This window comes from Microbacterium sp. HSID17254 (assembly GCF_003989315.1).
In the GTDB taxonomy this organism is placed as follows: domain Bacteria; phylum Actinomycetota; class Actinomycetes; order Actinomycetales; family Microbacteriaceae; genus Microbacterium.
This window is the reverse complement of record NZ_RBLT01000003.1, coordinates 17,104-31,719: the sequence shown is the minus strand read 5'-3', so window position 1 is coordinate 31,719 and position 14,616 is coordinate 17,104. Positions and strand designations below refer to the sequence as shown.

The 14,616-nt window shown below is 70.9% G+C and carries 12 protein-coding genes; 10 read left to right on the top strand and 2 right to left on the bottom strand.

Going from position 1 to position 14,616, the window contains the following annotated elements:
• Positions 1-20: 20 nt before the first annotated feature.
• Genes tkt through pgl form a run of 6 tightly spaced genes read left to right on the top strand, consistent with a single transcriptional unit; the run spans position 21 to position 8,118 of the window.
• Entirely contained in the window at positions 21-2,117 is a 2,097-nt protein-coding gene (tkt, locus tag D8M34_RS02635) for a transketolase (protein WP_126893156.1), read from the top strand.
• A complete protein-coding gene (gene tal, locus D8M34_RS02630) occupies positions 2,114-3,226 on the top strand; it encodes a transaldolase (RefSeq protein ID WP_062634304.1) in 1,113 nt (370 codons plus the stop codon). The genes tkt and tal overlap by 4 nt, the downstream gene beginning before the upstream one ends.
• The gene (locus D8M34_RS02625; protein WP_025103657.1) at positions 3,223-4,830 is read left to right on the top strand and encodes a hypothetical protein; all 1,608 of its coding nucleotides are present in this window, start codon (positions 3,223-3,225) and stop codon (positions 4,828-4,830) included. The genes tal and D8M34_RS02625 overlap by 4 nt, the downstream gene beginning before the upstream one ends.
• 20 nt (positions 4,831-4,850) lie before the next feature.
• Complete coding sequence (zwf, locus tag D8M34_RS02620) at positions 4,851-6,401, top strand: glucose-6-phosphate dehydrogenase (RefSeq protein WP_126893075.1); 1,551 nt, start codon at positions 4,851-4,853, stop codon at positions 6,399-6,401.
• Complete coding sequence (locus tag D8M34_RS02615; RefSeq protein WP_025103659.1) at positions 6,398-7,333, top strand: glucose-6-phosphate dehydrogenase assembly protein OpcA; 936 nt, start codon at positions 6,398-6,400, stop codon at positions 7,331-7,333. Before zwf ends, D8M34_RS02615 begins: the two co-directional genes overlap by 4 nt.
• 5 nt (positions 7,334-7,338) lie before the next feature.
• Positions 7,339-8,118, top strand: coding sequence for a 6-phosphogluconolactonase (gene pgl, locus D8M34_RS02610; protein ID WP_174235366.1), 780 nt, complete (start codon positions 7,339-7,341; stop codon positions 8,116-8,118).
• Here the strand turns inward: pgl and D8M34_RS02605 are convergent.
• Complete coding sequence (locus D8M34_RS02605) at positions 8,112-9,152, bottom strand: DMT family transporter (protein WP_051582195.1); 1,041 nt, start codon at positions 9,150-9,152, stop codon at positions 8,112-8,114. The genes pgl and D8M34_RS02605 overlap by 7 nt on opposite strands.
• 61 nt (positions 9,153-9,213) lie before the next feature.
• Between D8M34_RS02605 and def the strand changes: the two genes are divergently transcribed.
• On the top strand, positions 9,214-9,780 hold the full coding sequence (gene def / locus D8M34_RS02600) for a peptide deformylase (protein ID WP_025103662.1): 567 nt from the start codon (positions 9,214-9,216) through the stop codon (positions 9,778-9,780).
• Between the two features lie 117 nt (positions 9,781-9,897).
• A complete protein-coding gene (locus D8M34_RS02595) occupies positions 9,898-10,413 on the top strand; it encodes a septum formation family protein (protein WP_025103663.1) in 516 nt (171 codons plus the stop codon).
• Positions 10,414-10,477: 64 nt separating this feature from the next.
• On the opposite strand, the gene D8M34_RS02590 is transcribed toward D8M34_RS02595, so the two are convergent.
• A complete protein-coding gene (locus D8M34_RS02590) occupies positions 10,478-11,890 on the bottom strand; it encodes a PucR family transcriptional regulator (RefSeq protein ID WP_126893073.1) in 1,413 nt (470 codons plus the stop codon).
• 114 nt (positions 11,891-12,004) lie between these two features.
• Between D8M34_RS02590 and D8M34_RS02585 the strand changes: the two genes are divergently transcribed.
• Entirely contained in the window at positions 12,005-13,102 is a 1,098-nt protein-coding gene (locus D8M34_RS02585; RefSeq protein WP_025103665.1) for an alcohol dehydrogenase catalytic domain-containing protein, read from the top strand.
• A gap of 46 nt (positions 13,103-13,148) precedes the next feature.
• Positions 13,149-14,585, top strand: coding sequence for an APC family permease (locus D8M34_RS02580; RefSeq protein WP_126893072.1), 1,437 nt, complete (start codon positions 13,149-13,151; stop codon positions 14,583-14,585).
• Positions 14,586-14,616 lie beyond the last annotated feature (31 nt).

The following is a 14,616-nucleotide window of genomic DNA, read 5'->3' as shown; positions in this document are numbered from 1 at the left end:
CTGTCGGAAAGGGCATGAACGTGTCGGAATTGCAGTGGGACGAGATCGATCGACGCGCGGTGGACACCGCCCGGATCCTGGCGGCCGATGCGGTCGAGAAGGTCGGCAACGGTCATCCCGGCACCGCGATGAGTCTGGCTCCCGCCGCCTATCTGCTCTACCAGCGGGTGCTGCGGCATGACCCGACCGACACCGACTGGCTCGGCCGCGACCGCTTCATCCTGTCGGTCGGCCACTCGTCGCTGACGCAGTACGTGCAGCTCTACCTGGGCGGTTTCGGGCTCGAGCTCGACGACCTCAAGGCACTCCGCACCTGGGGCTCGAAGACCCCCGGCCACCCCGAGTACGGCCACACCAAGGGCGTCGAGATCACCACGGGCCCGCTGGGCCAGGGCCTCGCCTCGGCGGTCGGCTTCGCGTACGCCGCCCGGTACGAGCGCGGCCTCTTCGACCCCGAGGCCGCAGCGGGCACGAGCCCGTTCGACCACTTCGTCTACGTGATCGCGGGCGACGGCGACCTGCAGGAGGGCGTCACCAGCGAGGCCTCCTCGCTCGCCGGCCACCAGCAGCTCGGCAACCTCATCGCGATCTACGACTCGAACCAGATCTCCATCGAGGACGACACGAACGTCGCCTTCACCGAGGACGTCGCCGCTCGCTACGAGGCCTACGGCTGGCATGTGCAGACCGTGGACTGGAAGAAGACCGGCGAGTACGTGGAGGACGTCGCCGAGCTCCACGCCGCGATCGAGGCGGCCAAGGGCGAGACCGACAAGCCGTCGCTCATCATCCTCAAGACCATCATCGGCTGGCCGGCTCCCGGCAAGCAGAACACCGGGAAGATCCACGGATCGGCGCTCGGAGCCGACGAGCTCGCCGCCACCAAGAAGGTCCTCGGGTTCGACCCGGAGCAGACCTTCGTCGTCGCCGACGAGGTGCTGGAGCGCACGCGCGGCCTCGCGGAGCGCGCCGCCGAGGCCCGCGCCGCCTGGCAGGAGTCGTTCGATGCCTGGGCGGCCGCCAACCCCGAGCGCAAGGCCCTGCTCGACCGTGTCGAGGCCCACGAGCTCCCCGCCGACATCGCCGACGCGCTCCCCGTCTTCGAGGCCGGCAAGGACGTCTCGACCCGCGCCGCGTCCGGCCAGGTCATCAACGCGCTGGCCGCGCAGCTCCCCGAGCTCTGGGGCGGCTCCGCCGACCTCGCCGAGTCGAACCTCACGACGATCAAGGACGCGCCGTCGTTCATCCCCGCCGAGTGGTCGACCCACGAGTGGTCGGGCACCCCGTACGGCCGGGTGCTGCACTTCGGCATCCGTGAGCACGCCATGGGCGCGATCGTCAACGGCATCGTGCTGCACGGGCCCACGCGCGCCTTCGGGGGCACGTTCCTCATCTTCAGCGACTACATGCGTCCGGCCGTGCGCCTGGCCGCGCTGATGAACGTGCCGAGCGTCTTCGTCTGGACGCACGACTCCGTCGCCCTCGGCGAGGACGGCCCGACGCACCAGCCGATCGAGCAGCTCGCGACGCTGCGCGCGATCCCGAACCTGGCCGTCGTCCGTCCGGCGGACGCCAACGAGACCGCCGCTGTGTGGCTCGAGATCCTCCGGCGCCACGAGGGCCCGGCCGGCATCGCGCTGACCCGCCAGAACATCCCGGTGTTCCCGCGCGGCGAGGGCGAGGCTTCGGGCGACACCTTCGCCTCCGCCGCCCAGGCCGCCAAGGGCGCCTACGTCCTGGCCGAGGCGCCGGGCGGCACGCCGGACGTCATCATCGTGGCCACCGGCTCCGAGGTGCAGCTCGCGGTGAACGCCCGCGAGGTGCTCGCCGGCGAGGGCGTGAACGTCCGCGTCGTCTCCGCCCCCTCGCTGGAGTGGTTCGCGGAGCAGGACGAGGCCTACCGCGAGAGCGTGCTGCCGTCGTCCGTCACCGCCCGCGTCTCGGTCGAGGCCGGTTCCGTGCTCACGTGGCGCGGCATCGTCGGCGACCGCGGCCGGTCGGTCGGCATCGATCACTTCGGCGCCTCCGCCGACTACAAGACCCTCTTCGAGAAGTTCGGCATCACCACCGAGGCCGTCGTCGCGGCCGCCCGCGAGACCATCAAGGAGAACGCATGAGCACCCCCACCGCCCAGCTCGCCGCCGCCGGCGTCAGCATCTGGCTCGACGACCTCTCGCGCACCCGCATCTCCTCCGGCAACCTCGCCGAGCTGATCGCGTCGCGCAACGTCGTGGGCGTCACCACGAACCCGACCATCTTCGCGAACGCGATCACGGACAAGAACGACACGTCCTACGACGCGCAGGTCACCGAGCTCGCCGCGTCCGGAGCCTCGGCCGAGGACGCGGTGTTCGCCGCGACGACCCAGGACGTCCGTGCCGCGCTCGACGTCTTCCGCCCGGTGTGGGAGGAGTCCGGCCACGTCGACGGACGCGTGTCGATCGAGGTCTCCCCCGACCTCGCCCACGACACCGACGGCACCGTGGCGCAGGCCAAGGAGCTCTGGGACCGGATCGACCGGCCCAACCTCCTCGTGAAGATCCCGGCGACCAAGGCCGGCCTCCCGGCCATCACCGAGGCGATCGCGAACGGCATCAGCGTCAACGTGACCCTCATCTTCAGCCTGGAGCGCTACGCCGAGGTCATCGAGGCGTACCTCACGGGACTCGAGCGCGCCAAGGAGGCGGGCATCGATCTGTCCACCATCCACTCCGTGGCCTCGTTCTTCGTCTCCCGGGTCGACACGGAGACGGACAAGCGCCTGAGCGCGATCGGTACGGACGCGGCCGCCGCGCTGAAGAGCAAGGCGGGCCTGGCGAACGCCCGACTCGCCTACGAGCTCTTCGAGAAGACGTTCGCCGAGAAGCGCGCGCAGGATCTCCTCGCCGCCGGCGCCAACGTCCAGCGCCCGCTGTGGGCGTCCACCGGCGTCAAGGACCCGAACCTCCCCGACACGCTGTACGTGACCGAACTGGTCGCCGACGGCGTCGTGAACACGATGCCGGAGAAGACCCTCGAGGCGACGTTCGACCACGCCGTCGTCACCGGAGACACCATCACCGGCGGCTACGAGGAGGCCCGCGAGGTCTTCGCCGGACTCGCCGAGGTGGGCGTCGACTTCGACGCCGTCACCGAGGTGCTCGAGGAGGAGGGGGTCGCGAAGTTCATCGACTCCTGGCACGACCTGCTGGCGCAGGTCACCGAGGCTCTGGAGGCACAGCGATGACCTTCGCCATCCACGCATCGGGCGCGGCGCGTGTCGCCATCGAGGAGACCGTGCCGGCCCTGGTCCACGACCTCGTCGCCTCCCGCATCACCGGTGGCGACGCCACGCTCTGGGGTCCGGCCGCCGAGGCCGAGGCGTCGGTCCGGCTCGGCTGGGTCCAGGCCGTCTCGGTCTCCCGCCCGCTGGTCGCGGAGATCGTCGCACTGCGCGAGGAGCTCGCGGCGAAGGGCGTCACCCGCGTGGTCCTCGCGGGGATGGGCGGCTCCTCGCTCGCTCCCGAGGTTATCGCGCAGACGTCCGGCGTCCCGCTCACGATCCTCGACTCCACCGCCCCGGGACAGGTGCTCGCCGCGCTCGACGAGGGGCTCGCCGAGACGGTCCTCGTCGTGTCCTCGAAGTCGGGCTCCACGGTCGAGACCGACTCGCAGCGCCGCACCTTCGAGGCCGCCTTCCGCGACCTCGGCATCGACCCCACCGAGCGGATCGTCGTGGTCACCGATCCCGGTTCGCCGCTCGACGCCTCCGCGCGCGAGGCCGGCTACCGGGTCTTCAACGCCGACCCGAACGTGGGCGGCCGCTACTCGGCGCTGACCGCCTTCGGCCTCGTGCCGTCGGGACTCGCCGGCGTCGACATCGACGAGCTCCTGGACGAGGCCGAGGCCTCCCTGCTCGAGGTGGCCGTGGACTCCGCCGACAACCCCGCGCTCCGTCTCGGGGCCGCGATCGCCGCCACCAGCCCCCGCCGCGACAAGCTGGGCCTGATCACCGACGGCACGCACATCAAGGGGCTGCCGGACTGGATCGAGCAGCTGATCGCCGAGTCCACGGGCAAGGAGGGCACCGGCATCCTCCCGGTCGTCCTGCTCCCGGTCTCGCCGGAGCTCGACCCGGTCCCCGCCGACCTCCAGATCGTGCGCCTCGTCGACGACGCCAACGAGTTCCACCTGCACGAGCGGCACGAGGGCGAGATCCTCGTCAGCGGCACGCTCGGCGCGCAGTTCATCGTCTGGGAGTACGCGACGGCCATCGCCGGGCACCTCCTCGGCATCAACCCGTTCGACCAGCCCGACGTCGAGTCGGCCAAGGTCGCCGCCCGGGGCCTGCTCGACGCCCGCCCGGAGCCGACGGCGCCCGCGTTCGTCGAGAACGGCGTCGAGGTGCGGGTCTCCGATCCCGCCCTCGCCGTCTCGGGCACGGTCGAAGGCGTGCTGGACGCCCTCTGGGCCCAGCTCCCCGCCGACGGCTACGTGTCCATCCAGGCCTACGTCAACCGCCTCGAGGTGCCGCAGCTCCAGGGCCTGCGCGAGCTGGTCGCCGCCGACTCGGGGCGTCCGACCACGTTCGGATGGGGACCGCGCTTCCTGCACTCCACGGGCCAGTACCACAAGGGCGGGCCCGCGCAGGGCGTGTTCCTGCAGATCCTGGAGCGCACGGACGTGGATCTCGAGATCCCCGACCGCCCGTTCACGTTCGGGCAGCTCATCCAGGCGCAGGCGGCCGGTGACGCGGGTGTGCTCGCGGAGCACGGACGGCCCGTCGTCTCGCTGACGATCACCGAGTCCTCGGATGACGTGCTCGCCCTCTTCGAAGCCGCACAGAAGTAACCGCAGGAGAGCCCCCACCGATGTCTGTACCCATCTCGCGCGGGCACAACCCGCTGCGCGACCCCGACGATCGTCGTCTCAACAGGATCGCGGGGCCCAGCGCCCTCGTGATCTTCGGCGTGACGGGTGATCTGTCCCGCAAGAAGCTCATGCCGGCGGTCTACGACCTCGCGAACCGGGGGCTCCTGCCTCCGGGGTTCGCGCTCGTGGGCTTCGCCCGCCGCGACTGGGAGGACCAGGACTTCGCCCAGGTCGTCTACGACGCGGTGAAGCAGCATGCCCGCACGCCGTTCCGCGAGGAGACCTGGACACAGCTGCTCCAGGGCATCCGGTTCGTCTCCGGCGAGTTCGACAACCCCGACTCCTTCCGCAAGCTGCGGGAGACCGTCGAGAAGCTCGACGTGGAACGCGGGACCATGGGCAACCACGCCTACTACCTCTCGATCCCACCGAAGGACTTCCCGCTCGTCGCGAAGCAGCTCAAGGACTCGGGGCTCGTGGGCGAGGACGCGGACGACGACGAGCGCTGGCGGCGCGTCGTGATCGAGAAGCCCTTCGGGCACGACCTCGAGTCGGCGCGCGCTCTCAACGCGGCCCTCGAAGTGGCGTTCCCCGCCGACTCGATCTTCCGCATCGACCACTACCTCGGCAAGGAGACGGTGCAGAACATCCTCGCGCTGCGCTTCGCGAACGAGCTGTACGAGCCGATCTGGAATCGCAACTACGTCGACCACGTGCAGATCACGATGGCCGAGGACATCGGCGTCGGCGGTCGTGCCGGATACTACGACGGGATCGGCGCCGCACGCGACGTCATCCAGAACCACCTGCTCCAGCTCCTCGCGCTCACGGCTATGGAGGAGCCCATCAGCCTCTCCGCCGAGCATCTGCGGGCCGAGAAGGAGAAGGTCCTCGCGGCGGTGCACGTGCCGGAGGATCTCTCCCTCGCCACGGCGCGCGGACAGTACGCCGGGGGCTGGCAGGGCGGCGAGAAGGTCACCGGCTTCCTCGACGAGGACGGGATGAACCCCGAGTCGACGACGGAGACCTACGCGGCCATCAAGCTGGAGATCGACACCCGTCGCTGGGCGGGCGTGCCGTTCTACCTGCGGACGGGCAAGCGCCTCGGCCGTCGCGTGACGGAGATCGCGGTGGTGTTCAACCGTGCGCCGCAGCACCTGTTCGGCCGCGGCAACGCCTCGGAGCTCGGGCAGAACGCCCTCGTGATCCGCGTCCAGCCCGACGAGGGCGTCACGATCCGCTTCGGCTCGAAGGTGCCGGGCAACGGGACGAACGTCCGCGACGTGACGATGGACTTCGGCTACGGCCACGCGTTCACCGAGGCGAGCCCGGAGGCGTACGAGCGTCTGATCCTCGACGTCCTCCTGGGCGACCCGCCGCTGTTCCCGCGGCATGAGGAGGTCGAGCTCTCCTGGAAGATCCTCGACCCGGTGGAGAAGTACTGGGCCGCCCAGGGCGGTCCGGTGGAGCAGTACGCGCCCGGCTCATGGGGACCGGCCTCGGCCGACGACCTGCTGGCCCGCGACGGACGAGTCTGGAGACGCCCGTGATCATCGACCTTCCCGACACGACCGTCAGCCAGGTCGCCAAGCAGCTCGTCAAGGTGCGCGAGGAGGGCGGCGCCGTCGCCCTCGGCCGCGTCCTCACCCTGGTCATCGCCGCGCGCAAGGGCGTCGCGGAGGCCGCGATCGACGCCGCGAACGATGCGTCGCGCGAGCACCCGATGCGCGTGATCGTGCTGACCACCGGCGACGGCGAGTCCCGTCTCGACGCGCAGATCCGCGTGGGCGGAGACGCCGGAGCCAGCGAGGTCGTCGTGCTGCACGCGCACGGCGACGCCGCGAGCAACGAGGAGAGCCTGCTGACCGGCCTGCTCCTCCCCGACGCCCCGGTCGTGGCCTGGTGGCCGGACGAGGCCCCCACCTCTCCCGCGACCTCCCCGCTCGGCCGCATCGCCCAGCGCCGGATCACCGATGCCGCCACCTCGCCCGACGTCCGCGACCGGCTCGCCCTCCTCGGACGCACGCACGCCCCTGGTGACACCGATCTCGCCTGGACGCGCCTGACGCACTGGCGCGAGCAGCTCGCCGCGGTGCTGGACCAGCCGCCGTACGAGACCATCACCGCCGTCGAGGTCCGGGGCGGGAGCGCCTCGCCCTCCACCGCGCTGCTCGCCGCGTGGCTGCAGATGGCACTGGACGTCCCGGTGCGGTGGTCGTACGAGGACCCGGAGCACTGGCAGGAGGGCATCAAGTCGGTGCGCCTCACCCGGGAGTCCGGCGACATCCTCCTCGAGCGCCCCTCGCCCGGCGTCGCCGTGCTCACCCAGCCGAACCAGCCCGACCATGACCTGCACCTGCCGCGGCGGACGCTGCGCGAGTGCCTCGCGGAGGAGCTGCGCCGGCTCGACCCCGACGTCCTGTACGGTCGAGTGATCACGGAGGGCTGGGAGAAGCTCGGTCCGCCCGAGACAGGAGAGTGATCTCGATGCCGGGATCGTCCGCAGAGAAGCGGGTCGTGGTCGAGGCCACCCCGACCGCCCTCGCCCTCCGGGTCGCCGATCGCTTCCTCACCCGCGTCCGCGCGCGCACGCGCAACGGGCGGTTGGCCCACGTCGCGCTGACGGGCGGGTCGATGGGCGGTGCCGTCCTGCGCGCCGTCCGGGACAACCCGCGGTCCGCCGAGATCGACTGGTCCCTCGTGCACTTCTGGTGGGGGGACGAGCGGTACGTGCCGCGGAACGACGCGGACCGCAACGCCCTCCAGTCCCGGGAGGCACTGCTTGACCACATCGACGTCCCCGCGGAGAACGTGCACGAGATCGCCGGCTCCGACAGCGGTCTCGAGCTCGATGAGGCCGCCGCCGCGTACGCCGCCGAGCTCGCCCGTTTCGGCACTGACGACCACCCCTGGCCGTCCTTCGCCGTGTGCTTCCTCGGCGTCGGACCGGACGGCCACATCGCCTCGCTCTTCCCGGACCGCGAGGAGGTCACCGTGACCGATGCCGCGGCGCTCCCGGTGCGGGACTCCCCCAAGCCCCCGCCCGAGCGGGTGACCCTCACCCGCCCGGTGCTGAACGCCTCCAAGCGGGTCTGGCTCGTGCTCACGGGCGCCGACAAGGCGTCGGCGCTGGGCCTCGCCCTCGCCGGTGCCAGCTACACGAGCGTTCCCGCGGCCGGCGCCAAGGGGCGCAAGCGGACGGTCTTCTTCGTCGACGAGGCCGCGGCATCCGAGGTCTCCCCCGACCTCATCGACCAGGCCTACTGAGCGTCGGGGTCGCGCCTCTCGGGCGTGTCCGGGTGCTCCGGCGCGCTCGGCGCCGGCGAGGTCGGAGGGGCCACCGGGTCGCTGCCCCGGGTGATCCCGAGGTCCTGGCTCTCGCTGAGGACCTGCGGATGGAAGCGGGCGAGTCCGACCACACCCCAGACCGCGATGCCGCCGGCGACGCCGAAGATGATGAAGACCCACCAGGGCGCCGCGGCGGCCTCACCGAGCACGAGCATGCCGATGAGAACGGCCACCATGGGGTCGACCACCGTCAGGCCCGCGATGACGAGGTCGGGCGGACCGGAGCTGTAGGCGGTCTGCACGAAGTACGCGCCGACGGCACCCGCCGAGAGCAGCGCGAGCAGGCAGACCGCGGTGATCCACTCGAACTGGCCGGCCTCGATGCGCTTGATGATGACCTTCGCGAGGGTGGCGACGAAGCCGTAGAGGATGCCGGCGCCGATGATGTAGAACAGCGCGCGCATCCGATGCCGGAGGATGAGCCAGCACGCCCCGAGCACGATGATCACGACGAGCAGGATCGCGAGGATGACGAACAGCTCGCGGTCCGTGACCTCCTTCTCCGTGGCGTAGATCGCAGCGAAGAACACGAAGAGGAAGATGCCGCCGACGCAGGCGATGATCGCGGTGAGGGACTGCCTCGTGGGGGCGTGACCGGAGATGCGGGCGTTGAGGAGCGTCGTGATGACCAGGGCGATGGCGCCGAGCGGCTGCACCACGATCAGCGGCGCCTTGACGAGCGCTGCGAGCTGGCAGACGATCGCGAGGCCCAGCATGAGCGTCCCGATCACCCAGGACGGTCGCGTGAACAGGCGCTTGAGCTGATCGAGGCTGAGACCGGCGGCGCCGTCGGAGCCGCTGAGCCGCTCGACCTTCTCCACGCCCCGGTGCTGGTACTGCGCGCCGAGCGACATGAACACCGCACCGGCGAGGGCCAGCGGGATCCCCAGGAGGAGGCCGGGGTTCTGGAACGCTCCGACCAGCTGGTCGCCGACGTCCTCGACCGTCCCCATCCACACCCCTGCGCTCACAGTACGACCCTACCCGGAGAGTGCCGCCGACTAGGGTTGTGACGTGGCTGTCCTTCCGATTCGCATCATGGGCGATCCCGTCCTGCACTCCCCCGCCTCCCCCGTCGAGGCGATCACCGACGAGATCCGCACCCTCGTCGCCGACATGTTCGAGACCATGGACGCCGCGCCCGGCGTCGGCCTCGCCGCCCCTCAGGTCGGCGTGCCGCTGCGGATCTACACGTACTCCTACGTCGACGACGACGACCAGCCCTGGCGCGGTGTGCTCATCAATCCGGAGCTGTGGATGACGCCCCCGGAGCCGGGCGCGCCCGACCCCGAGCTGGAGTCGGAGGGCTGCCTGTCCTTCCCGGGCGAACGGTTCCCGCTGCGTCGTTCCGATCGCGTCCGCGTGACGGCGACCGATCTGGACGGCGGCCCGGTCACGCTGGAGGTGGACGGCTGGCGCGCTCGCATCATGCAGCACGAGTTCGACCACCTCGACGGCGTGCTCTACATCGATCGCCTCTCGGACTCCGACTGGAAGACCACGCAGAAGATCGCCCGCAAGCGGGGCTGGGGGCGCCCCGGGGCCAGCTGGCTGCCCGGCGTCGACGACCTCGAAGGCTGATCGCGTTCAGCCGGCGCACAGCATCCTTCAAGTTGCGTCATAGACTCCGGGCACTATAGCGTGTTCGCGGCGGGGATATTCAGCATGCCCCGCGTCACGCTCTGAAGGGGAAATTCCATGATGAAGTCGCGCACCCGTCGCGCACTCGTGCTCACCGGTTCGGCTGTCGCCGTCTCGCTCGCTCTCACCGGTTGCAGCGCGATCAACAGCATCCTCGGCGGCGGTCGCGCCGATGCCGACCGCGACGAGGAGACCGGCCAGGTCACCGAGAGCGCGAACATCGACGTCTTCTCCGTGAAGCTCGGCGACTGCATGCTCGAGACCGGCTCCGGGATGCTCACCGACGCGAACGTCGTGCCGTGCTCCGAGCCGCACGACGAAGAGGTCTTCTACGAGATCAAGATGGACGACGGCGAGTACTCGGAGGACGCCATCAGCGCCGCGTCCGAGGAGTGCATCGGCGACGCGTACACGTCCTTCGTCGGCGTCTCGTACCAGGACTCCGCTCTGGACGTGACCACGCTCACCCCCAGCCAGGACTCGTGGGAGCAGGCCAACGACCGCGTGATCCAGTGCATCATCGTCGACCCGGCCGGCCAGGTCGAGGGATCGCTCAAGGGCGCCGCGCGCTGATCCGACCGCGTCTCCACGAAGGGCTCCGCCACAAGGCGGGGCCCTTCGTCGTCCCGGTGGCTCGTCAGCCGTCGGAGGCGCGGAGGGCGAGCCACGCGGCGACGCGGTCGTCCGGATCGGAAAGGGAGAGCCCGGTGAGATCCTCGATCCGTCGGACGCGGGTCGTCAGCGTCTGTCGGTGGATGCGCAGCCGCGCCGCGCTCTCGCTCCACGCCCCGTTACACGCGAGGAACACCCGGAGAGTGTCGAGGAGCTCGGCCGGCCGCTCGGCCGCACGCAAGGGATCGAGCAGACGCGCGAGGCGAGCGGTCTGATCCGGGTCCAGCGCCCCGAGCACGAACGACACCGTCGGAATGGCCTCGTAGCGGACCACGCGTTCGCCGCCGGTGCGCGCGGCCTCGCAGGCGTGCCGCGCCTCGTCGATGCTGCGGGCGAGGGCATCCGTGCCCGCCGGTCGGCCGAGACCGAGATAGAGCGTCGATGCGAACGCCCGGGCGCGATGCGCGATCTGCTCGGCGTGGTCTTCGCGAACGACACCCTGGACGATTCCCCGTTGCGACGTGAAGACGTGCTCCGCACCGAGCTCGTCGAGCCAGAGGCCGAGCAGATGCTCGACGTCGACACCGCTGGTGCGGGAGGCGAGGGCGAAGCCCACCAGCACGCGCTCGTGCACGCCCCAGCGGCGGAGCAGACGAGCGGCCTCCTCCCCTCCCTCGCGCACGGTCTCGAACATCATGGAGCGGCCGAGGCGCTCCAGCTGACTGCTGTCCCGGGTGCGCATCAGGAGATCGAGCAGCGCCGCGGCCTGCGAGCTCAGTTCCCGACCACGGCCGGAGCTGTCGTTGCGCGGAGCGGTCACGAGCTGCGCGGTGATGTCCTGGCCCGGACCGACCGGGTGCACCTGCAGAGCGCGATGCCGCACCCGCACCGGGCGGCCGACGGCGACGGCGATCGCGTCGTCGATGTGCAGGCTCCCTGCTCCTGCGGTGGTGATGACCTCGCCGTGCCGATCCAGGAGCACCGCCCACCCGTCGATGCGGTGCGCCAGCTCCGCGATGACGCCGGTGATGCCGCTGCGCCGCGCCGCCAGGGTGAGCACCCTCATCGCCGAGGTGATCGCGCGGGCCTCCGCCGCCTGATCGACCGCGAGGAGCGAGGTCAGCGTCGGGACGAGCAGCGACGGCGGCATCGGCGCCCCGACGATCGCCGTGATCCCCGCGTCCCGCACGGCTTCGCGAAGGCGGGGGCTGTCGGCGCTCGTGACCACCACGGTCTCGCCCAGCGCGGCACGGCGGTCGCCGGCGACGCCGAGGAGCGCGGCCTCCTCGGCCACGACGAGCGTCGCATGGAGCGGATCCACCGGCGGACCGAAGTCGTCGAGGGGAAGGACCGCGTTGACCGGCCGCGCTCCGGGGACAGCGCCCGGCAGCAGTTCCGCACGGAGATACCTGGCCACGGAGGCGACGTCACGAGCCACCTTCCGATCATACAGATTGTCGAAGAGCGCTCACTCTGTTCACCCTTCTGTCGGATGCCGAGGGCTTCCGCTCTCTCCTAGCATCGTGCGCATCCCCACTTCCCGAAGGATGTCATGAAAGCTGTTGTCTTCCGCGACCCCCAGTCGCCCATCGAGTTCGTCGACGTCGACCTCGCTCCGCCCCGCGCCGGTGAGGTGCGCGTGCGCATCGCCGCCGCCGGTGTCTGCCACTCCGACCTGCACGTCAAGCGCGGCGAGTGGGATGCCGCCGCTCCCCTGGTCATGGGCCACGAGGGCTCCGGCGTCGTCACCGAGCTGGGCGAGGGCGTCACCACGCTGGCTGTCGGCGACCACGTCGTGCTGAGCTGGGTGCCGCCGTGCGGCGAGTGCCGCTACTGTCGCGCCGGTCACGAGGCGCGCTGTCAGAAGGTCGCCACCGTGGTCGCTCCCCTCGGCGTGCTCTTCGACGGCACATCCCGGCTGAGCCGCGACGGCGAGCAGCTGCACCACTACCTGGGCGTCTCGTCCTTCGCGGAGGAGGTCGTCGTCCCCGCATCCGGAGCCGTGAAGGTCCGCGACGACGCGCCCCTCGACGTCATCGCCGTGGTCGGCTGCGCGGTCGCGACCGGTGTCGGCGCCGTCCTGAACACCGCCGCCGTGGAACCGGGGTCGACGGTCGCCGTCATCGGCTGCGGTGGCGTGGGCCTCAACGTCGTCCAGGGCGCACGGCTCGCCGGTGCCGAGCGCATCGTCGCGATCGACGTGCGGCCGGAGAAGACGCAGATGGCCCTGCAGTTCGGGGCCACGGACCGCATCGACGCCTCCCAGGGCGATGCCGTGGCCCAGCTGCGCGAACTCATCCCGGACGGCGTCGACTATGCCTTCGACGCGATCGGACGCACCTCCACGACCGAGCAGTCCATCCAGATGCTCGGACTCGGCGGCGCCGCCGTCATCGTCGGGCTGCCGCCCACGGGAGCCCGTGCCTCGTTCGAGCCGCTCGTCCTCGCCGAGGCCGACCAGCGCATCCTCGGCTCGAACTACGGCTCGGTGCGGCCGTCGATCGACGTCCCCGCGCTCGTGGACCGCTACATGGACGGGCAGCTGAAGATCGATCCGCTGATCTCCGGTCGCCGTCCGCTCTCCGAGGCCGCCGCCGCCCTGGACGACCTCGACGGCGGCTCGGCACTGCGCACCCTCCTCATCCCTTGACCGCCACGCGCGGCCCCCATCCCTGAAACCCGAATCCAGGAGAACCATGTCAGACACCGTCGTCGCCCCGCCCGGCGCCCCGCAGGATGCCGGGCTCCGCACCGGCGTCATGAGCGGACCCGAGCTCGCCGCCCAGGCCATCGCCAACATCGCCCCCAGCGCCGTCATCGCCTTCACGGCCGCCGCCATCTTCCTCGGCGCCGGGAACGGCACCATCTACGCCTTCACACTGGCCACCATCGTGATCCTGTGCGTCGGCTACTGCGTGGTGGTGTTCGCCCGCAAGCACGCCTCCGCAGGCTCGCTGTACACCTACGTGTCGAAGGGCCTCGGCCCGTTCGGCGCCTTCCTCGCCGGCGTGACGCTGCTGATCGGCTGCTTCGGCATCGCGGCGGCCTCCCTCAGCGGCTCGGTCAGCTACATGGGGCAGTTCCTGAGCATGCTGGGCTTCCCCGCCCAGGGACTCGGCTGGGACATCGGCCTGGCGATCGTGCTCGGCGGGCTGGCGACGCTGTTCACCATCCGCGGCATCCGGCTCTCCGCCCGGGTCTCGCTCGTCCTCGAGCTGCTCTCCGTCGGCATCATCCTCGTGCTCCTCATCGCGGCGCTCGCGTGGGCGGGCCCCTCCGCCTGGGACCCCGCGCAGGTGCTCGCGACCGGCTCGTCGTTCCAGGGCATCGCGTCCGGCATGGTCCTGGGCATCCTGGGCTTCGTCGGCTTCTCCTCTGCGGACGCCCTCGGGCGCGAGGCCAAGGAGCCGTACAAGGCGATCCCCCGCGCCATCATGTGGAGCGCCCTCGGCGTCGGCGTGCTCTACGTCTTCGCCGCCTACACGCAGATCGCGGTCCTCGGCGACGACCTCGCCACCGCCGCGAGCCCGCTGGAGAGCATGTCCGCCCTCATCGGCATGCCGGGCTGGTTCGCGGCCGTGCTCACGTTCGGTGTCTCGGCGTCGTTCTTCGCGGTCGTCGTCGCCCCGCTCAACGTGATCGGCCGCATCGTCTACGTGATGGGCAAGGAAGGCGTCGTCGCGGAGCGCTTCGGCCGCACGCACGAGCAGCACCTCACGCCGCACCGCGTGCTCATCCTCGCGGGCGCCGCGGCGATCACCGTCGACATCGTGCTGCTGGTGGCGGGGGCGGCGACGGGCGACATCCTCGTCTGGGTCAACACCTGGGGCACCTACGGCTACATGGTCGCCTACGCCCTCGTCGCCATCGCCTGCGTGGTCTACACGCAGCGGGCGAAGATGCGGAACGGCCTCGTGAAGGTGTGCGCCACGGTCGCGGTCGTGACGATGGCGTACGTCTTCTTCGCGAACGTGTGGCCCGTGCCTGCCTTCCCCTACAACGTGATCCCGTACGTGTTCCTCGTGACCGTCGCTCTCGCGCTCACCCGGTACGCCTACCTCGCCCGTCGTCGCCCTGACGTCATCGCCCGGATCGGCAACACCGAGACGAGCGCCATGGAGGGCGTCGGCTGAACCGTCCTCCCCGCCAGGAAGAGCCCCTCCG